Source organism: Gymnodinialimonas ceratoperidinii (assembly GCF_019297855.1).
GTDB classification, from domain to species: domain Bacteria; phylum Pseudomonadota; class Alphaproteobacteria; order Rhodobacterales; family Rhodobacteraceae; genus Gymnodinialimonas; species Gymnodinialimonas ceratoperidinii.
Map to the genome: position 1 here is coordinate 338,330 of NZ_CP079194.1, position 18,314 is coordinate 356,643.

14 protein-coding genes are annotated in these 18,314 nt (G+C 61.9%); 10 read left to right on the forward strand and 4 right to left on the reverse strand.

The genetic code is table 11. The features are described 5' to 3' along the window. Positions 1-11: 11 nt before the first annotated feature. Positions 12-584 (forward strand): nucleotide exchange factor GrpE, encoded by a 573-nt coding sequence (locus tag KYE46_RS01740; protein ID WP_219003044.1) that lies wholly within the window; start codon positions 12-14, stop codon positions 582-584. Here KYE46_RS01740 and mutS read toward each other — a convergent pair. Next, complete coding sequence (gene mutS / locus KYE46_RS01745; protein WP_219003046.1) at positions 577-3,210, reverse strand: DNA mismatch repair protein MutS; 2,634 nt, start codon at positions 3,208-3,210, stop codon at positions 577-579. The genes KYE46_RS01740 and mutS overlap by 8 nt on opposite strands. A 111-nt stretch (positions 3,211-3,321) precedes the next feature. On the opposite strand from mutS, the gene KYE46_RS01750 reads away from it, so the two are divergent. Further along, the gene (locus KYE46_RS01750) at positions 3,322-5,586 is read left to right on the forward strand and encodes an NADP-dependent malic enzyme (RefSeq protein WP_219003048.1); all 2,265 of its coding nucleotides are present in this window, start codon (positions 3,322-3,324) and stop codon (positions 5,584-5,586) included. A 70-nt stretch (positions 5,587-5,656) separates the two neighbouring features. Here the strand turns inward: KYE46_RS01750 and dnaJ are convergent, their stop codons facing one another. After that, entirely contained in the window at positions 5,657-6,811 is a 1,155-nt protein-coding gene (gene dnaJ, locus KYE46_RS01755) for a molecular chaperone DnaJ (protein ID WP_219003050.1), read from the reverse strand. A gap of 70 nt (positions 6,812-6,881) precedes the next feature. Further along, on the reverse strand, positions 6,882-8,804 hold the full coding sequence (dnaK, locus tag KYE46_RS01760) for a molecular chaperone DnaK (protein WP_219003051.1): 1,923 nt from the start codon (positions 8,802-8,804) through the stop codon (positions 6,882-6,884). A 177-nt stretch (positions 8,805-8,981) separates the two neighbouring features. Here dnaK and KYE46_RS01765 point away from each other — a divergent pair, with 177 nt between their 5' ends. Then, entirely contained in the window at positions 8,982-9,581 is a 600-nt protein-coding gene (locus KYE46_RS01765) for an alpha-ketoglutarate-dependent dioxygenase AlkB family protein (protein ID WP_247716887.1), read from the forward strand. A gap of 3 nt (positions 9,582-9,584) precedes the next feature. Here KYE46_RS01765 and KYE46_RS01770 read toward each other — a convergent pair whose 3' ends face one another. Then, positions 9,585-10,406: an ABC transporter permease gene (locus KYE46_RS01770; RefSeq protein ID WP_219003054.1), complete on the reverse strand. Its 822-nt coding sequence runs from the start codon at positions 10,404-10,406 to the stop codon at positions 9,585-9,587. A gap of 133 nt (positions 10,407-10,539) precedes the next feature. Here KYE46_RS01770 and cysQ point away from each other — a divergent pair, with 133 nt between their 5' ends. The 7 genes from cysQ (at position 10,540) to KYE46_RS01805 (ending at position 18,314) form a co-directional block, all read left to right on the forward strand. After that, complete coding sequence (gene cysQ / locus KYE46_RS01775) at positions 10,540-11,337, forward strand: 3'(2'),5'-bisphosphate nucleotidase CysQ (protein WP_219004972.1); 798 nt, start codon at positions 10,540-10,542, stop codon at positions 11,335-11,337. After that, positions 11,334-12,131: a 3-deoxy-manno-octulosonate cytidylyltransferase gene (locus KYE46_RS01780; protein WP_219003056.1), complete on the forward strand. Its 798-nt coding sequence runs from the start codon at positions 11,334-11,336 to the stop codon at positions 12,129-12,131. Before cysQ ends, KYE46_RS01780 begins: the two co-directional genes overlap by 4 nt. Then, complete coding sequence (locus KYE46_RS01785) at positions 12,128-13,357, forward strand: glycosyltransferase family 2 protein (protein WP_219003058.1); 1,230 nt, start codon at positions 12,128-12,130, stop codon at positions 13,355-13,357. Before KYE46_RS01780 ends, KYE46_RS01785 begins: the two co-directional genes overlap by 4 nt. A 96-nt stretch (positions 13,358-13,453) precedes the next feature. Further along, entirely contained in the window at positions 13,454-14,347 is an 894-nt protein-coding gene (galU, locus tag KYE46_RS01790) for a UTP--glucose-1-phosphate uridylyltransferase GalU (RefSeq protein ID WP_219003059.1), read from the forward strand. 9 nt (positions 14,348-14,356) lie between these two features. Next, positions 14,357-15,583: a glycosyltransferase family 4 protein gene (locus tag KYE46_RS01795; RefSeq protein ID WP_219003060.1), complete on the forward strand. Its 1,227-nt coding sequence runs from the start codon at positions 14,357-14,359 to the stop codon at positions 15,581-15,583. Between the two features lie 23 nt (positions 15,584-15,606). Beyond that, positions 15,607-16,617 (forward strand): glycosyltransferase family 2 protein, encoded by a 1,011-nt coding sequence (locus tag KYE46_RS01800; RefSeq protein ID WP_219003061.1) that lies wholly within the window; start codon positions 15,607-15,609, stop codon positions 16,615-16,617. Continuing rightward, positions 16,614-18,314 carry a beta-1,6-N-acetylglucosaminyltransferase gene (locus tag KYE46_RS01805; RefSeq protein ID WP_219003062.1) on the forward strand — a complete coding sequence of 567 codons (1,701 nt, stop codon included), beginning with the start codon at positions 16,614-16,616 and terminating at the stop codon, positions 18,312-18,314. Before KYE46_RS01800 ends, KYE46_RS01805 begins: the two co-directional genes overlap by 4 nt.

The following is an 18,314-nucleotide window of genomic DNA, read 5'->3' on the forward strand; positions in this document are numbered from 1 at the left end:
ATGAGGAAGTTATGGGCGAGAGAGAAGACGAGTTTTTTGAGGATCAGCACGCGGACGATCACGAACCGGCCGAGGTGACTCTTGCGACCGAGGAGGAAACGTCCTCCGGTGCTGACGAGATCATTGCCGCGCTCGAGGCCGAGCGTGACGAGCTGCGTGACCGCATGCTCCGCGCCATGGCCGAGGCGGAGAACATGCGCAAGCGGGCCGACCGCGATCGTCGTGAGGCCGAGCAATATGGTGGCTCCAAGCTGTCCCGCGATCTGCTGCCGGTCTATGACAACATGCGCCGCGCCCTCGAGCATGCGGACGACGCGACGCGCGAAGCGGCAAGCGGTCTGGTGGAAGGCGTCGAGCTGACCATGCGCGAGCTGATCAGCATTTTCGGCAAACACGGTATCGTGCCGGTCGTGCCCGAAGTGGGGGATCGCTTCAACGCGCAGGAGCATGAGGCGATGTTCGAAGCCCCGGTGCCCGGCACCAAGGCGGGCGAGATCATTCAGGTCATGTCCGAAGGCTTTCTGCTGCACGACCGCCTTCTGCGTCCGGCACAGGTCGGGGTGTCTTCGACGCCCGCTAGCTAAGCTCTGCCTTCAATTCATAGAGCAAGTTCAACGCCTCACGCGCCGTCATCTCATCGGGATGCACGGCGCGTAGTTTTTCTTCGACCTGGCTTTGTGCCACGGGCTTCGGGGCAGGGGCGGGGGTCATGGCGAAAAGGGGCAGGTCGTCGATGACGGCTTTGCGCTTTCCGCCCTCGCGCTCGCCTTTCTCCAACGCGTCCAACACGATCTGCGCGCGCGCAATCACCGTTTCCGGCAAGCCCGCGAGTTTGGCGACCTGAACACCGTAAGAGCGATCCGCCGCGCCTTCCTTTACTTCGTGCAGGAAGATCACCTCGCCGTCCCATTCTTTCACGGCCATTGTCGCATTGCTAAGCCCGTCGAGCTTGCCAGCGAGAGAGGTCATCTCGTGATAATGGGTCGCGAACAGCGCGCGGCATTTGTTGGCTTCGTGAAGGTGTTCCAACGTGGCCCAAGCGATGGAGAGGCCGTCATAAGTCGCCGTGCCGCGTCCGATCTCATCAAGGATCACCAAGGCACGGTCATCGGCCTGATTCAGGATCGTCGCGGTTTCGACCATTTCCACCATGAAGGTCGACCGGCCCCGCGCCAGATCATCGGAGGCACCGACACGGCTGAAGACCTGGCTCACCAGCCCGATCTTCGCCCTGCGTGCAGGCACGAAACTGCCGATTTGAGCCATGATTGCCAGCAACGCGTTCTGTCGCAGATAGGTGGATTTACCGGCCATGTTCGGGCCGGTCAGGAGGGTGATGGCGGCGCCATCTTCGGCGCTCAGATCGCAGTCATTGGCGATGAACGGGGTGCCCTCTTTCATCAAGGCTGCCTCCACCACAGGGTGCCGCGCACCTTCAATGACGAAGGAGCGATCTTCCGTCATCTCCGGTTGGGTCCAATCCCCTTCAAGAGCCCGCCGCGCGAGCGCGGCGGCGAGGTCGAGTTCGGCCAGACCCCGCGCTGCATCGCCAATCTGATCCTGGCTTGCCAGAATGGCCTCTCGCAGGGATTGGAACAGGGTTTTCTCGATCTCCAGCGCCCGGTTTCCAGCGTTGAGGATCTTGGTTTCCAGTTCGGACAGCTCCACCGAGGTGAAGCGCACCTGGTTGGCCGTAGTCTGCCGGTGAATGAACCGCTCGGACAGGGGCGGGTTGAGCATCTTCTCGGCATGGGTGGCCGTCGTCTCGATGAAGTAGCCGAGAACGTTGTTGTGCTTGATCTTCAGGGCACTCACACCCGTGGCTTCGACGTATTCCGCCTGCATGGAGGCTATCACGCCGCGCCCCTCATCCCGCAGAGTACGCGCTTCATCCAGCTCGGCGTGATAGCCGCTGGCAACAAGTCCGCCGTCGCGAAGCTGAACGGGCGGCTCCGCCACCAGAGCATCCTCCAACAAGGTGCAGAGTTCGTTATGGCCTGACAGCGACGCGGCCGCATCTCTCAACAGGGGCGGGAGGTCGACACCAGCAAGCTTCACGCTTAGTCGCGCGGCCCCCAGAAGGCCGTCGCGAATGGCGCTGAGGTCTCTTGGTCCGCCCCGATCCAGTGCGAGCCGGGACAGGGCGCGGTCGAGGTCGGGAATACGGCGCAGCTCAGCCTCCAAATCGTCTCTAACAAGCGCGTCAGAGACGAAAAAATTAACTGCATCGTGTCTTGCACGGATAACGGAAAGGTCGGTTGAAGGGCCAGTTAAGCGCCGTTCCAAGAGACGCGCGCCGCCGGCGGTTTGGGTCCGGTCCATCACCGAGAGAAGCGAGTTTGCGCGTCCGCCCGACAGCGCGTGCGTCAGCTCAAGATTGCGCCGTGTTGCGGTATCGAGTTGCAGCAGTCGCTCGGCCGATTGCTGACGCGGCGCGCGCAACAGGGGCAGGGCGCCCTTCTGAGTCAGCTCGAGGTAGTCGATCAGCGCCCCAATGGCCGAGACCTCGGACCGCTGGAAGCTGCCGAACCCCTCCAATGTTGAGACGCTGAACAATTCCGTCAGCCGCTTCTCTGCCGATGCGCTGTCGAATGAACCGGGAGAGAGTGGCGTTACCGCCGCTCCGAGTTCGATCATCGAATCCTGCCGGGCAAGATCCAGCCCGTCCGACACGAGAACCTCTCTCGGTGACAGGCGGGCCAGTTCCGGCCCGAGGCGCACGGCCGGGCACCGCATCACGCGGAGATCTCCGGTAGAGATGTCGCACCATGCCAAGGCGCCCTCGCCGCGCACTTCGGCATAGGCGGCAAGGTAGTTGTGGCGACGGGCTTCCAGAAGCGTGTCTTCGGTGAGGGTGCCGGGCGTCACCAGCCGCACGACCTCGCGCCGCACCACGGCCTTCGAGCCACCGCGCTTCTTGGCCGTTGCGGGGTCTTCCATCTGCTCGCAGATGCCCACGCGAAAGCCTTTGCGGATCAGCGTAAGCAGGTAGCTTTCCGAGGAATGAGCGGGAACGCCACACATGGCGATGTCGTCGCCGTTGTGCTTCCCCCGCTTGGTCAGCGCGATATCCAACGCCTCGGCCGCCGCCACGGCGTCGTCGAAAAACATCTCGTAGAAGTCGCCCATCCGGTAGAACAGCAGCGCATCGGGATGCTGTGCCTTGATCTCCAGATATTGCGCCATCATCGGCGTCACTTGCGCGTTCATATCAACTCTCCCCAGAGGCGAAACTATACGAAACCGAGACCCGGTTTGAAGCGCAATCGGTTGCCCAATCCGGGCGGTAGCGGTTAAGTCACCCTGTTCAGGGAGGAACCGATGGCCGAGAAACAAAAAGTCACCCGAGAAGAGGCACTCGCCTATCATCTGGATCCGCGTCCGGGGAAGATCGACATCAACGCGTCGACCGCGATGGCGACGCAGCGCGACCTGTCGCTCGCCTATTCTCCGGGCGTTGCCGTGCCGTGCGAAGTGATCGCCGAAAACCCCGAAACGGCCTACGATTACACCACCAAGGGCAACATGGTTGCGGTGATCTCCAACGGGACCGCGGTCCTTGGCCTTGGCAACCTCGGGGCGCTGGCATCGAAGCCTGTGATGGAGGGGAAGGCCGTTCTTTTCAAGCGCTTCGCCGACGTGAACTCGATCGACATCGAGCTGGACACCGAAGACGTGGACGAATTCGTCAACGCGGTGAAGCTGATGGGGCCGTCGTTCGGGGGCATCAACCTCGAAGACATCAAGGCGCCCGAATGCTTCATGATCGAACAGCGGCTCAAGGAGCTGATGGATATCCCCGTCTTCCACGACGACCAGCACGGCACCGCCGTGATCTGCGCCGCCGGGTTGATCAATGCCCTGCATATCAGCGGCAAGAAGATCGAGGATTGCCGGATCGTGCTGAACGGCGCGGGGGCCGCGGGGATTGCCTGCATCGAGCTGCTCAAGAGCATGGGCGCGCGGCACGAGAATTGCATCGTCTGCGACACCAAGGGCGTCATCTATCAGGGTCGCACCGAGGGGATGAACCAGTGGAAATCGGCCCATGCCGTCACCACCAAGCTGCGCACCCTGGACGAGGCGATGGTGGGCGCTGATGTCTTCCTTGGCGTTTCGGTCAAGGGTGCCGTCACGCCTGAAATGCTGAAGGCGATGAATGACAACCCGGTCATCTTCGCCATGGCCAACCCCGACCCCGAGATCACTCCGGAAGAGGCCCATGCCGTGCGCGACGATGCGATCGTGGCCACGGGCCGGTCGGATTACCCCAACCAGGTCAATAATGTCCTCGGCTTCCCCTACCTCTTCCGAGGCGCGCTTGATGTGCATGCTCGTGCGATCAACGACGAGATGAAGATCGCCTGCGCCCGCGCACTGGCTGAACTGGCGCGGGAGGATGTTCCCGACGAGGTGGCGATGGCCTACGGTCGCAAGCTGAGTTTCGGGCGTGACTACATCATCCCGACGCCTTTCGACCCTCGCCTGATCTACACGATCCCGCCCGCCGTGGCGCAGGCCGGCATGGACACCGGCGCGGCGCGGCGGCCGATCATCGATCTCGACGGTTATGCCAAGGATTTGCAGGCGCGGATGGACCCGACTTCCTCGATCCTGCAGGGCGTCTATGCACGGGCGCGGAACGCCCAGGCCCGGATGATTTTCGCGGAGGGCGACGACCCCCGCGTCCTTCGGGCAGCGGTCGCTTACCAGCGGCAAGGGCTCGGCCGCGCGCTGGTCGTCGGGCGCGAGAACGACGTGCAGGAGAAGCTGGAGGCCGTGGGGCTGGGCGACGGCGCGCAGGAGCTGGAGATCGTCAACGCGGCAAACACGCCGCACCTCGATACCTACAAGGATTTCCTCTACGCGCGTCTGCAGCGCAAAGGTTTCGACCGTACGGATATTCACCGCTTGGCAGCCCGTGACAGGCACGTGTTTGCCTCGCTCATGCTGGCCCATGGCCACGGAGACGGCATGCTGACGGGCGCCACGCGAAAGTCGGCGCAGGTCCTCGAGATGGTGGGGAAGGTCTTTGATGCGCGGGCAGAAGATGGCGCCGTGGGCGTCACGGCGCTGCTCCACAAGGGCAAGATCGTTTTGATCGGTGACACGCTGGTGCATGAGTGGCCTTCTGACACGGACATGGCCTTGATCGCGGAGCGTGGGGCACAGGTCGCACGCGGGCTGGGACTGGAGCCCAGGGTGGCTTTCGTCAGCTTCTCGACCTTTGGCTATCCGGTCTCGGAGCGGGCCGAGAAAATGCACCGCGCGCCGACGGTCCTCGACGAGAAAGGCGTGGATTTCGAGTATGATGGCGAGATGACCGTCGACGTGGCCCTAAACCCGGCGGTGATGGCGCAATATCCGTTCCAGCGGCTCAGCGGGCCGGCAAATGTCTTGGTGGTGCCCGCACGGCATTCCGCCAGCATCTCGGTCAAACTGATGCAGGAGATGGCTGGTGCCACGGTAATCGGGCCGATCCTCACGGGGCTCGACCGACCGGTCCAGATTGCTTCGACCGTGAGCACGGCGAACGATATTCTGAACATGGCGGTGATGGCCGCCTGCGAGATCGGGCGCACCTGAGCCAACGAAAAAGGCCCCCGACAGCAAGTGTCGGGGGCCTTCAATTTTCTCGGGGAATGCGGTGCGGAGGTTAGTCCTTCACGCGGTCCCAGAAGCTTTTGACCTTCTCGAAGAACCCCGAAGCATTGGGGTTGTTGGTCTTCTTGCAGGACTCCTCGAATTGGCGAAGCAGGTCCTCCTGATCACTCGTGAGGTTGACCGGAGTTTCCACCAGCAGCTCGATGTACATTTCGCCGACGCCGGGCCCCCGCAGTGCAGGCATTCCCTTGCCGCGCAACCGCATCTGGCGCCCGGATTGGGACCCTTGCGGCACGCGGACACGGGAGCGTCCGCCATCGATGCTCGGCACCTCGATCTCGCCTCCAAGCGCGGCAGAGACCATGGAGACCGGGACGCGGCAGAACAGATCAAGCCCGTCACGCTGGAACAACGGATGTTCCTGCACCTCGACGAAGATGTAGAGATCACCTGCAGGACCACCCCGCAGGCCAGCTTCACCTTCGCCGGAAAGACGAATCCGCGTGCCGGTTTCAACACCGGCCGGGATGTTCACGCTCAGCGCGCGGTCTTTCTCCTGACGGCCCGCGCCACCACAGGTGCGGCAGGGGTTCTTGACGATCTGACCCATGCCGGAGCATGTCGGGCAGGTTCGTTCCACGGTGAAGAAGCCCTGCTGAGCGCGGACTTTGCCCATGCCCGAACAGGTCGGACAGCCGGTAGGCTCCGCCCCTGCCTCGGACCCGGTACCGTCACAGGCACCACAGGGCACCGACGAGGGGACGGTGATGGTCTTGGTCAGGCCGTGATAAGCATCTTCCAAGGAGATCGAGAGGTTGTAGCGCAAGTCCGACCCGCGCGTGGCCTGAGTGCGGCCCCCGCCCGGACGACCACGCTGGCCCCCCATGAAATCACCGAAGAGATCTTCGAAGACGTCAGAGAAGGCAGAGGCGAAATCGCCTTGCCCTTGACCGCCACCGCGAGGTCCGCCGGCCATGCCGCCATCAAACGCCGCGTGTCCGAAGCGGTCATAGGCCGCCTTCTTGTCCGCGTCTTTCAGGACGTCATAGGCTTCGTTCGCCTCTTTGAACTGAGTCTCGGCGTCCGGGTTGTCTGCGTTGCGGTCGGGGTGAAGTTCTTTCGCCTTCTTGCGATAGCCCCTCTTGATCTCATCGGCACTCGCGCCTTTGGAGACGCCAAGCACCTCGTAATAATCGCGTTTTGCCATGGTTTTCCTTTCCGGAAACACATCGGCCAGCCCATGCCGCGCACAGGCTGGCCTGATGGTTCAGTCGCGATCAGCCGCGGTTGCGGTCGTCGTCGAGGTCTTCGAAGTCAGCGTCCACGATGTCTTCGTCGACACCGCGCTCTTCTTCTTCAGGGGCGTCGCCACCTTCAGCAGCTTCGGCCTTCTCGGCTTCGGCCTTGTAGATCGCCTCACCCAGACGCATGGCCGCTTCGGTCACGTTCTGGATGCCGCCCTTGATCTTGGCGGTATCTTCGGTTTCCAGCGTTTCCTTCAGGGCGTTCAGAGCCAGTTCGATGGCTTCAACCGTAGAAGGATCGACCTTGTCGCTGTGCTCTTCCAGCGATTTCTCGGTGGAATGCACGAGGCTCTCGGCCTGGTTGCGGGTTTCCACAAGGTCCTTGCGATCCTTGTCCGCTTCCGCGTTCTCCTCGGCTTCGCGCACCATCTTCTCGATGTCGTCGTCGGACAGACCGCCGGACGCCTGGATCGTGATCTGCTGCTCTTTCCCGGTGCCCTTGTCCTTGGCGCCCACAGACACGATGCCGTTGGCGTCGATGTCAAAGGTCACTTCGATCTGAGGCACGCCGCGCGGGGCGGGTGGGATGTTCTCGAGGTTGAACTGACCGAGCATCTTGTTGTCGGCAGCCATCTCGCGCTCACCCTGGAACACGCGGATCGTCACGGCGTTCTGGTTGTCGTCCGCCGTCGAGAAGATCTGCGACTTCTTGGTCGGGATCGTCGTGTTGCGGTCGATCAGGCGGGTGAAGACACCGCCGAGCGTTTCAATGCCGAGCGAAAGCGGCGTCACGTCGAGAAGAACAACGTCCTTCACGTCACCTTGCAGAACACCGGCCTGAATGGCGGCACCCATGGCAACAACCTCGTCCGGGTTCACACCCTTGTGGGGCTCTTTACCGAAGAAGTTGGTCACTTCCTCGATCACCTTGGGCATACGGGTCATACCGCCGACGAGAACGACCTCGTCGATGTCACCCTTGGAGAGGCCGGCGTCCTTGAGGGCAGCGGCACAGGGCTTCATCGAGGATTTGATCAGGTCACCCACGAGGCTTTCAAGCTTCGCACGGGTCAGTTTCATGACCATGTGCAGCGGCTGACCGTTGGCGCCCATCGAGATGAACGGCTGGTTGATCTCGGTCTGCGATGCGCTCGAAAGCTCGATCTTGGCCTTTTCTGCCGCTTCCTTCAGACGCTGAAGCGCCATCTTGTCTTGCGTCAGGTCGACCTGGTGCTCTTTCTTGAACTGCTCCGCGAGGTAATTCACGATGCGCATGTCGAAGTCTTCACCGCCGAGGAACGTGTCACCGTTGGTGGATTTCACTTCGAAGAGACCGTCGTCGATTTCGAGGATCGTGACGTCGAACGTACCACCGCCAAGGTCATAGACGGCGATCGTGCGCGTCTCTTTCTTGTCGAGGCCATAGGCCAGAGCGGCTGCTGTCGGCTCGTTGATGATGCGCAACACTTCCAGACCGGCGATCTTGCCGGCATCTTTGGTGGCTTGGCGCTGAGCGTCGTTGAAGTAGGCAGGAACGGTGATCACCGCTTGCTCGACTTCCTCACCGAGATAGCTTTCCGCCGTCTCTTTCATCTTCTGCAGAATGAACGCGGAGATCTGCGAGGGAGAATACGTCTCACCCTTGGCTTTCACCCATGCGTCACCATTGCCGCCGTCGACGATTTCGAACGGCAGGTTCTTCTTGTCCTTTTCCAGATGCTCGTCGTTGATCCGACGACCGATCAGGCGCTTCACGCCGAAGATCGTGTTCTCTGGGTTCGTGACAGCCTGACGCTTGGCCGACTGGCCAGCGAGGCGTTCGTCATCCGTGAACGCAACGATGGACGGCGTCGTGCGGGCGCCTTCTGCGTTCTCGATTACACGAGGTTGCGAGCCATCCATGATAGCCACGCAGGAGTTGGTTGTACCGAGGTCGATACCAATGACTTTAGCCATGTGTTGTCCCTTTCTTAAGCGAACAGACGGGAGCGGGGCCGAAGCTGCGGCCCCCGCGCCGCCATTACCATTGACTGTAGCAAGCAACTAAGCTGCTCACCGGAGTTCGGACGGTATATAAGAAGCGTAATTTAGCGCTGCAAGCGTCAGCAGCTTATGGAATCCGAGGAATCTGCGATGAAAGTCGATGTGGGCGGAATTGTTGTGCATCAGGAACACCTGAGCGCGGCAGATCAGGTGGAATTGGTGGAACAGGTGCGCCGCGTGGTCAGGGCCGCGCCGCTTTACCGGCCCGAGACGAAGACCGGTCGGAAGATGTCCGTGCGGATGACCTCGGCCGGGACTTATGGCTGGATCAGCGACCGCAAGGGATATCGGTATGAGCGTCAGCATCCGAACGGGGAGGATTGGCCGCCGATGCCTCCGATGGCCTTGGAGATCTGGCGCGCTGTCTCCGGCGTCGCGCGGGATCCGCAGAGCTGCCTGATCAATTATTACGATGAAGGGGCGAAGATGGGCTTGCACCAGGATCGGGACGAGGCGGATTTCGACATGCCGGTGGTGTCGGTCTCTCTCGGGGATGAAGCCCTGTTCCGCGTGGGCGGGCCCAAGCGCGGAGGCAAGACGCAGTCGATCTGGCTCAAGTCCGGCGATGTCGCCGTGATCGGCGGTCCGGCCCGCCTGAATTTCCACGGCATCGACCGGGTGCGGGCGGGATCATCCTCGCTCCTGCCGAATGGCGGGCGGATCAACCTGACCATGCGGGTTGTGGACTAGGCTCTAGCGGCGGGCGTCCCAACTGGAGGAGGCATGCATGCGGGTATAAGCCTCGATCATCATGCCGATCAGGATCGCAGCCAGAGTGAAGTAGAGCGGATAGGACACATTGGTGTTGTGCGGAAAATAGTTCACGAACACGTAGCCGCGTGTCTGGTCGATGATGTGAAACAAGGGGTTCCACGTGAAGGCGGGCAGCATCACGGCCGGCATCATGTTGGCGAGGAACATCTTCCCCGAGAAGATCATGTTGGCGCGGATATAGACCATCGACAGAAGGTTCACGAAATCCGGCATCCACGGCTTCAGCGCCATCAGGATGATGCCGAGCGCCACGCCCACACCCCAAGCCAGAAGGAACATCAGCATCGCGCCGGACCAATCGTGGATTTCCACCGGCTCGATGACGGTGTGGATCATCAGCAGGATGCACAGCAGGGCGATTGTCTGGGTGTAGAGAACGGCCAGAGCTTCGGAACAGATCGACACCAAGGTGTTCATCGGCGCGTGTTGCATCATCGGGCTGGTCGGCCCTTCCGCTCCCATCACGGCGCGCACGGCCTGGATGTGGGTGAGATAGAAGAAGATCCCGCTCATCAGGTAGACCATGAAGTTTCCGCGCAGGGCTGCCGTGCGTCCGCCGAGGAAATTGAACATGAAATAGAAGGCGGCGATGAACAGAACGCTTTGCATGATCGACAGCAAGATCGAGAAGAGCGCATTGCCGTGGTTTTTGCGAACCTTGCGGGCAGAGGCGTAGAACGTGACTTCCAGGAAATTGAAGATCAGCGCCAATGTGGACTGAGAGGTCCGCGTCTCGAACATTTACGTATCCTTGCCTGCCGCCGCATGGTCCGGCTTGTTTGTCAGCGCCACCCGCAGGCTTTGCTTGCCGTTCCCACACCCGCAGTTGATAACGCGACAGGAGTTAATTTTCAATTCAACCGTGGGTGAAGGCATGGATCACGAGAAACTTGTTGCCGTCATGCGCGCCGCTGCTCTGGAAGCTGGCGATGCGATCATGAAGGTCTATGGCGCGGAAGATTTCGACGTGAAGGTCAAATCCGACGACAGCCCGGTGACCGAAGCCGACGAAGCCGCGGATGCGATCATCTCTCGTCACCTGCGCGCGGCCTTTCCCGATGTGACCCTCGTGACGGAAGAACAGGCCGAGAGCCATGGGCTGAGCGCGGACCAGTTTCTGATCGTCGATCCTCTGGATGGCACCAAGGAGTTCATCAAGCGACGGGGCGATTTCACCGTCAATATCGCGTTGGTCGAGGGCGGTACGCCCATCCGCGGCATCGTCTACGCCCCCGCGAAGGAGCGGCTATTCTACACCACCGCCGACGGTGTGAGCGTCGAGGAAACCGGCCCGTTCGACCCTGACACGCACGGTCGTCTCGAACCGATCACTGTCTCCGCGCCCGATAACAGCGCCCTGCGCGTTGTCGCCTCCAAATCCCACCGGGATCAGGCGACCGATGACTACATCAACAGGTACGACCATGCGGACATGAAAAGCGCGGGCTCCTCGTTGAAGTTCTGCCTGGTGGCGACCGGAGAGGCGGACATCTATCCGCGTCTTGGCCGCACGATGGAATGGGACACCGCCGCGGGCGACGCTGTCCTGCGCGGAGCCGGCGGCAAGATGGTCCGGTTCGAGGATCATGCGCCCTTCGACTATGGCAAGGACGGCTTCGCCAACGACTTTTTCATCGCCTACGCGCCGGGCGTCGAGCTGAAGCAACCATGACCGTCGCCTGCGTCATCCCTGCGCGCTACGCCTCGACCCGGTATCCCGGCAAACCCCTCGCGATGCTGACCGGTGCGACCGGCGAGTCCGTCTCGCTGATCGAGCGGTCGTGGCGTGCGGCGCAGGATGTTTCGGGCCTCGACAGCGTCTACGTTGCCACTGACGACGATCGCATCGCCGATGCCGCGCGGGCGTTCGGTGCGGAGGTCCTGATGACCTCCCCCGACGCAAGGAATGGGACGGAACGTTGCGCCGAGGCGTTGGAGATTCTCGGCGACGTGGAGATGATCGTTAACCTTCAAGGCGACGCGCCCCTGACGCCGCCGTGGTTTCTGGAAAAGCTCGTCGAAGGGTTGCGGCAGGACTCGCAGGCCGCCATTGCCACGCCGATCCTGCGCTGCGACGGCGAAACGCTGGCCGCCTTGAAGGCCGACCGTGCCGCGGGCCGGGTTGGCGGGACGACAGCGGTGGCCGACAGCAAGATGCGCGCACTCTATTTCTCCAAGGAAGTTGTGCCCTTCACCTCGGAAACCTACGATGCCGAGGCCCCCACACCGGTGTTCCACCATGTCGGCGTTTACGCTTATCGCCCGTGGGCACTGCGCGCCTATCCGCATTGGCCAATCGGCCCGTTAGAGACGTTGGAGGGGTTGGAGCAGCTGCGCTTTCTGGAGGCGGGGCATCCTGTGCTTTGCGTCGAGGTGGAAGCGCGCGGTGCGAAGTTCTGGGAGTTGAACAACCCCGAAGACATACCCCGGATCGAGGCAATGCTACGGGAGATGGGCGCACCTTGAGTGACCTGCGGCTCAGCGTTGTTGTCGTCAGCGCCGGGCGTCCCGACGCGTTGAAGCGCTGCCTGCTGGGCCTGTCGCAACAGATCAAGGCAGGCTGCGAGGTGATCGTCGTCGCCGATCCCGAGGGGCAGGCCGCCGCACGCAGTCTTCCTGTTGCCGGCGCCCTCAAGCTGTTGCCGCAAAGAACGCCCAATATCTCGACGGCGCGCAACGCGGGCATCGCCGCGGCTGCAGGAGATATCATCGCGTTCATCGACGACGATGCCGTGCCCGAGCCGACTTGGTCCCAGGCGATCCTCGATACGTTCGGGGGAAGCGATCTGGCGGCCGTCACGGGGCCGGTGTTGGGCCGCAACGGCATATCGCTTCAATGGGGATCGCTTGCCGTCAATGGCTTGGCAGAAGATGTCCCGACAGGCCCTGACACGCCGGTTAGAGACGGTTTTGCCCGCAAGTTGCAAGGCACGAACATGGCGATCACGCGCGATGCGCTGGGGCAAGTCGGGGGTTTCGACGAGGCGCTGCACTTCTACCTCGACGACACCGATATGTCCCTGCGGATCGCGCATTCGGGCCTGCGGACCGCCTGGGTTGCGCGCGCCGTCGTGCACCATGGTTTCGAGGCAAGCACCCGACGCACGGCCGAGCGTGTACCGCTGAGCCTGTTCGACATCGGAGCCTCAAGCGCGGTCTACCTTCGCAAGCACGCGCCGGACCCTCAAATCTCGGACGCCCTACGCGCGCTGGAGGCTGACCAGAGCACGCGGCTTCTTCGACTGGCACGGAGCCGCAAACTGGACGCGCATCAGATGCGCGTCTTGCTGACCACCTTGCGGGACGGGATAGAAGAAGGCATGGCACGGGACAGTGCCGAGCCTACGCTCGACCCCGTTGCGAGCGAATTCGATCCGTTTATCCGGCAAGACCCTGCGCCGCACCGGATGCTTATCGGGCGCTGGTTCAACCTCAAGAGCCTCCGAAAAGAGGCTGCAAGCTTGGTTGCCGAAGGTCACCCGGTGAGCCTTTTCGCGCTCGAGCCGACACCCCGAAAGCATCGCGTGCGCTTCACCGATGGCGGCTGGTGGGAACAAACCGGGGGCCTTTTTGGTCCCTCCGACCGAAGCGGGCCGCGTCTCCAACTTTCGTCCTTTCGCTCGCGCGTCGCGAACGAGGTTCGTCGCATTTCTGCCACTAGGGGCCTGGCGGGGCGGAATGATCGGAAATGAACGTTTCCTCAATTGCCGCCGTTTTGTTAATGTCGCCGTCATAACAAGATAGCAGAATGCCTCGGAAAAAGAGGCACTGCGCTTACGAGGCAAGGCATGAAGAAAAAAGTAACCAAAGCGATCTTTCCGGTCGCGGGTCTTGGCACCCGTTTCCTTCCGGCCACGAAGTCGATCCCGAAAGAGATCATGACCTTGGTGGATCGCCCGCTTATCCAGTACGCCATTGATGAAGCCCGCGCTGCCGGGATCAAGGAATTCATTTTCGTGACCAGCCGCGGCAAGTCTGCGCTGGAGGATTATTTCGACCACACGCCCGAGCTTGAAAACACCCTGCGCAAGAAGGGCAAGACGGATATGTTGGAGATGCTGAAAAGCACCAACATGGAGTCCGGGGCAATTGCCTATATGCGCCAGCACAAGGCGCTTGGTCTCGGGCACGCGGTCTGGTGCGCACGGCGTCTGCTGGGGAATGAGCCTTTCGCGGTGATCTTGCCCGACGATGTGATCGCGGCCGAAACCCCCTGCCTGCAGCAGATGGTCGAGGCTCATGCCGAGATCGGCGGCAACATGGTTGCGGCGATGGAAGTGCCGGACGACAAGACCTCGGCTTACGGTATCCTCGACATCAAGGAAGACATGGGCTCGGTCGTCTCCGTCAAGGGAATGGTCGAGAAGCCCGCCGTCGGTGAGGCGCCCTCCAACCTCGCCGTGATCGGGCGCTACATTCTATCGCCCGACGTGATGGGGCATCTGAACAAGATCAAATCCGGCGCGGGGGGCGAGATCCAACTCACCGACGCGATTGCACAGGAAATCGCCAGCGCCGACAATGTCTACGGCTACCGCTTCAAGGGCCAGCGCTTCGATTGCGGCTCGAAGGCCGGGTTCTTGCAGGCCACCGTGGCCTTCGGACTTGATCGCGAGGATCTGCGCGATGAGTTTCAGGACTACCTCGCTGACATGATGGCGATCCGCAGCGCCGCTCAATAGGTTGGGTTGATGAGCGCTTTCGCTCGCATTCCGTGCCCTTGGCTGGATGTGACCCGCCTGCTGACGCGCGTTGGGCGCGGTACGCTGACCGGGATCGACCGGGTGGAGCTCGCCTATCTGCGCGCCGCGATCGAGACAGGGTGCGAGAGCTACCTCTGCCGAACCACGCGAGGGTATCTGCGGCTCGACAGGATCGGCGCAGGACGTTTGCTGGAGATGGCGGATGGTACGCGGCCGCTTGGTTCGGCTGATATGCTCTCGAAGCTGACGTTGCGGGGCAACAGACCCCGGCACCGGGTTGAAGCGACGCTCCGCGAGGTTGCCGTTGATCGATGTGGTCCAAGAGGTCTGTCAGCCCTGATCGCGCGCGGGCCGAACCGCGATCTCACCTATATCAACGTCGGCCATTCCAATCTTTCCCGCGCGACCCTGTCTGCGTTTGGTGCCCGTGAAGGGGCGCGGGTCATGGTGATGATCCATGACCTGATCCCGCTGACACATCCTGACTACGTCGCCGACGGTCAGCCCGCGAACTTTGCCGGACGGGTGGAACGTGTGCGACGCCACGCGACCCATGTGATTGCGAACTCCAAGGCGACGTCCGACAGCCTCGATGCACATTGGTCGGGCCAGGAGAAGCCGCCGCATCGGATCATTGCACCCCTTGGGGTGGAGGCGCGGCCAATGCCGAAAGACGCTACGCGAGACTCCAATTTGTTCGTCATGCTCGGCACGATCGAAGCGCGGAAGAACCATGCGCTGATGCTGGATGCCTGGGATCTGCTGGCGAAAGAGCTGCCCGCGGATCGGATGCCTCACCTGCATATCATCGGCGCGATTGGCTGGAAGGTGGAGGCCTTCGTCGAACGGCTGAAGTCGCACCCGCTGTTCGGCGACCGGATCACGTTGAACGGGCCGGGAGGGTTGCTGGACGACGCCGCCGTTCGAAACCGGCTCGCCAAGGCCAGCGCACTGCTCTTCCCGTCAATCGCGGAGGGATACGGCTACCCGCCGCTGGAGGCCGCCATGGCGGGTGCGGTTCCGATCTGCTCCAACCTGCCGGTCTTCCGGGAAACTCTGGGCGATTGTGCCGTTTACGTAGACAGTTACGAGGCGTATTCTTGGGCGGAAACGATTAAACAACACTTATGCGGTACTGCTGTTAAGCCAGGGTTGACCAAGTTGAAGGTCACCACTTGGGCCGAGCACTTTGAAATGGTGGCAGAAGCCGTCTGAACGTCGAGCATGAAAGGCCGTCAATGAAAGCGATCAAGCGTTACGGTTTGCGGCTCGAACGCAAACGGTTCCTTGCCCGCGCGTGGCGGAAGTCTCGTGGGTTGGAAGGTGTCGCCAATCGCACCGACGCCCTCCGCGACGGCGATATCCTGTGTTTCTGCACGCTCCGGAACGAGCGGGTGCGGATGAAATATTTCCTCGATTATTACCGTGACCGGGGCGTGAACCATTTCATCTTCGTGGACAATGACAGCGGCGACGGCACCCGGGAATATCTGGCGGAGCAGCCGGATTGCTCTGTCTGGTGGACGGACGAAAGCTACAAGCGCGCGCGGTTCGGGATGGACTGGATCAATCGCCTGTTGCGGGTCTATGGCCACCGCCATTGGTGCCTGACCGTCGATCCGGATGAATTCCTCGTCTACCCGTTCAGCGACACGCGGCCGATACCGGCGCTGACCGATTGGCTGGATGCGTCCTCCATCAAGTCCTTCGGCGCCATGCTGCTGGACATGTATCCAAAGGGCTCGATCGACACGCAGCCCTATCACGAAGGCCAGAACCCGTTCGAGATCGCCTGCTGGTTCGATGCAGGCAATTATTCCGTCACCCGGAATTGGGAGTACGGAAACCTCTGGATTCAAGGCGGACCCCGCGCGCGCGCCTTCTTCGGGGATAACCCCGAGCGTGCGCCGGCGCTCAACAAGACGCCGTTGGTAAACTGGCGCAAGCATTACGCCTATGCGTCCTCCACCCATATGTTGCTGCCGCGGGGGCTCAACCACGTCTATGACGAATGGGGAGGGGAGAAAGCCTCGGGCGTACTGCTCCATGCCAAATTCCTCGACACCTTCAGCGCCAAGGCCAAGGAAGAGCTGGACCGGCGAGAGCACTATGCCGCTTCGGCCGAGTACAAGGCCTATGCCGAGGGGCTGAAGGACAACCCGGATTTCTGGACGAAATGGTCCGAGAAATACATCAACTGGCGGCAGTTGGAGATCCTCGGCCTCATGTCGAAAGGCAACTGGGCATGAGCACGCTGGGGTTTGTCATGATGTGCCACACCGCGCTGGACCGCGCGGCAGAGGTGGCGCGCCACTGGGCGGAGCGGGATTGCCCGGTGGTCATCCACCTCGACAAACGGGTGGCGCAGGCAAGCAACGCCTGGCTGAAGCGAGAGCTATCCGATCTGGAAAACGTCCGCTTCTGCAAGCGCCATAAATGTGAATGGGGCACGTGGAGCCTGGTGCAGGCCAGCCAGACCGGGGCCGAGATGATGCTGGAAGAGTTTCCAGGCGTCCGCCACGTCTACCTTGCATCCGGCTCCTGTCTGCCGCTGCGACCGGTGGAGGAATTGCGCGCCTACCTCGCCGCGCGTCCAATGACCGATTTCATCGAGAGCGTCACGATCCGTGATGTGGATTGGACGATTGACGGGCTGAACGCGGAGCGTTTCCAGCTGCGCTTTCCGTTCTCGTGGAAGCGCCACCGGCACCTGTTCGATCGCTATGTCGAGCTGCAGCGCCGCGTCGGCTTCAAACGCAAGATGCCCGAGGGGCTGTTGCCCCACCTCGGCAGCCAATGGTGGTGCCTGTCGCGGCAAACGCTGTCGGCTATCCTGCAGGACCCCAAGCGACGCGAGTTCGATGGCTACTTCCGGCGCGTCTGGATCCCGGATGAGAGCTACTACCAGACCCTCGTGCGCAACTATTCCCGCAACATCGAAAGCCGGTCCCTGACGCTGTCGAAGTTCGATTTCCAGGGCAAACCGCATGTCTTTTACGATGATCACCTGCATCTGCTGCGGCGGTCCGATTGCTTCGTGGCGCGAAAGATCTGGCCGAGGGCGGAACGGCTCTACCAGACCTTTCTCAGTGATGATGCCGCCAGTATGCGCCGGGCGGAGCCTACGCCGGGCAAGATCGACCGGGTCTTCGCCAAGGCGTTGGAGCGGCGGACGCGGGGCCGGCCCGGGCTCTACATGCAGTCGCGGTTCCCGAACAAGGATTGGGAGAACGGCAAGACGGCGGCACCCTACTCCGTCCTGCATGGGTTCAACGATCTGTTCCTCGACTTCGAACCGTGGTTGTCACGCCGCTTGGGGACAAGCATCCATGGCAACCTGTTCGACCCCAAGCGCGTGCGCTTCGCCGGCGATGCCGAGACTTACGCTGGCTGCCTTTCGGCCGAAGCAGCGCTGCGCGACTACAACCCCGAGAGCTTTCTGACCAACCTGATCTGGAACACGCGCGGCGAACGTCAGGTGTTCATGTTCGGGCCGCAGGACAACCAGCGGCCCGGAGCGTTCATCGCAGCAGACAGCAATGCGCAGATCAGCGTCATCACCGGCAGTTGGGCCGTGCGCCTGTTCACGGCAAACCGGAATTTCGGCGATATCCGCACGGAAGCCGCGCGCCTCCAACGCCGCGAGGTCGAGTTCGTGAACACGCTGCGTCATGTCCGGTCCCGCGCCGAGATCAGAATCTGGTCGCTGGCGGAATTTCTTGAAGAGCCGATGGAAAACTTGCAACGCATCCTCGATGCGATGGAGGGGTCGCAGGCGTCTCGGCTGACGGAGGCGCCGCGAATGGCCAATCTCGAAGGACTGCCGAAGTTCCTGCAGAACCTCAAAAATCAGGGCATGAACCCCTTCGCAGTGGGTGACTTCCCGCAAGAAGGCGTCGCCCCGCCGCCCTCCGGTGCCGACAATCGCCCCTATCTGGTGAGATGA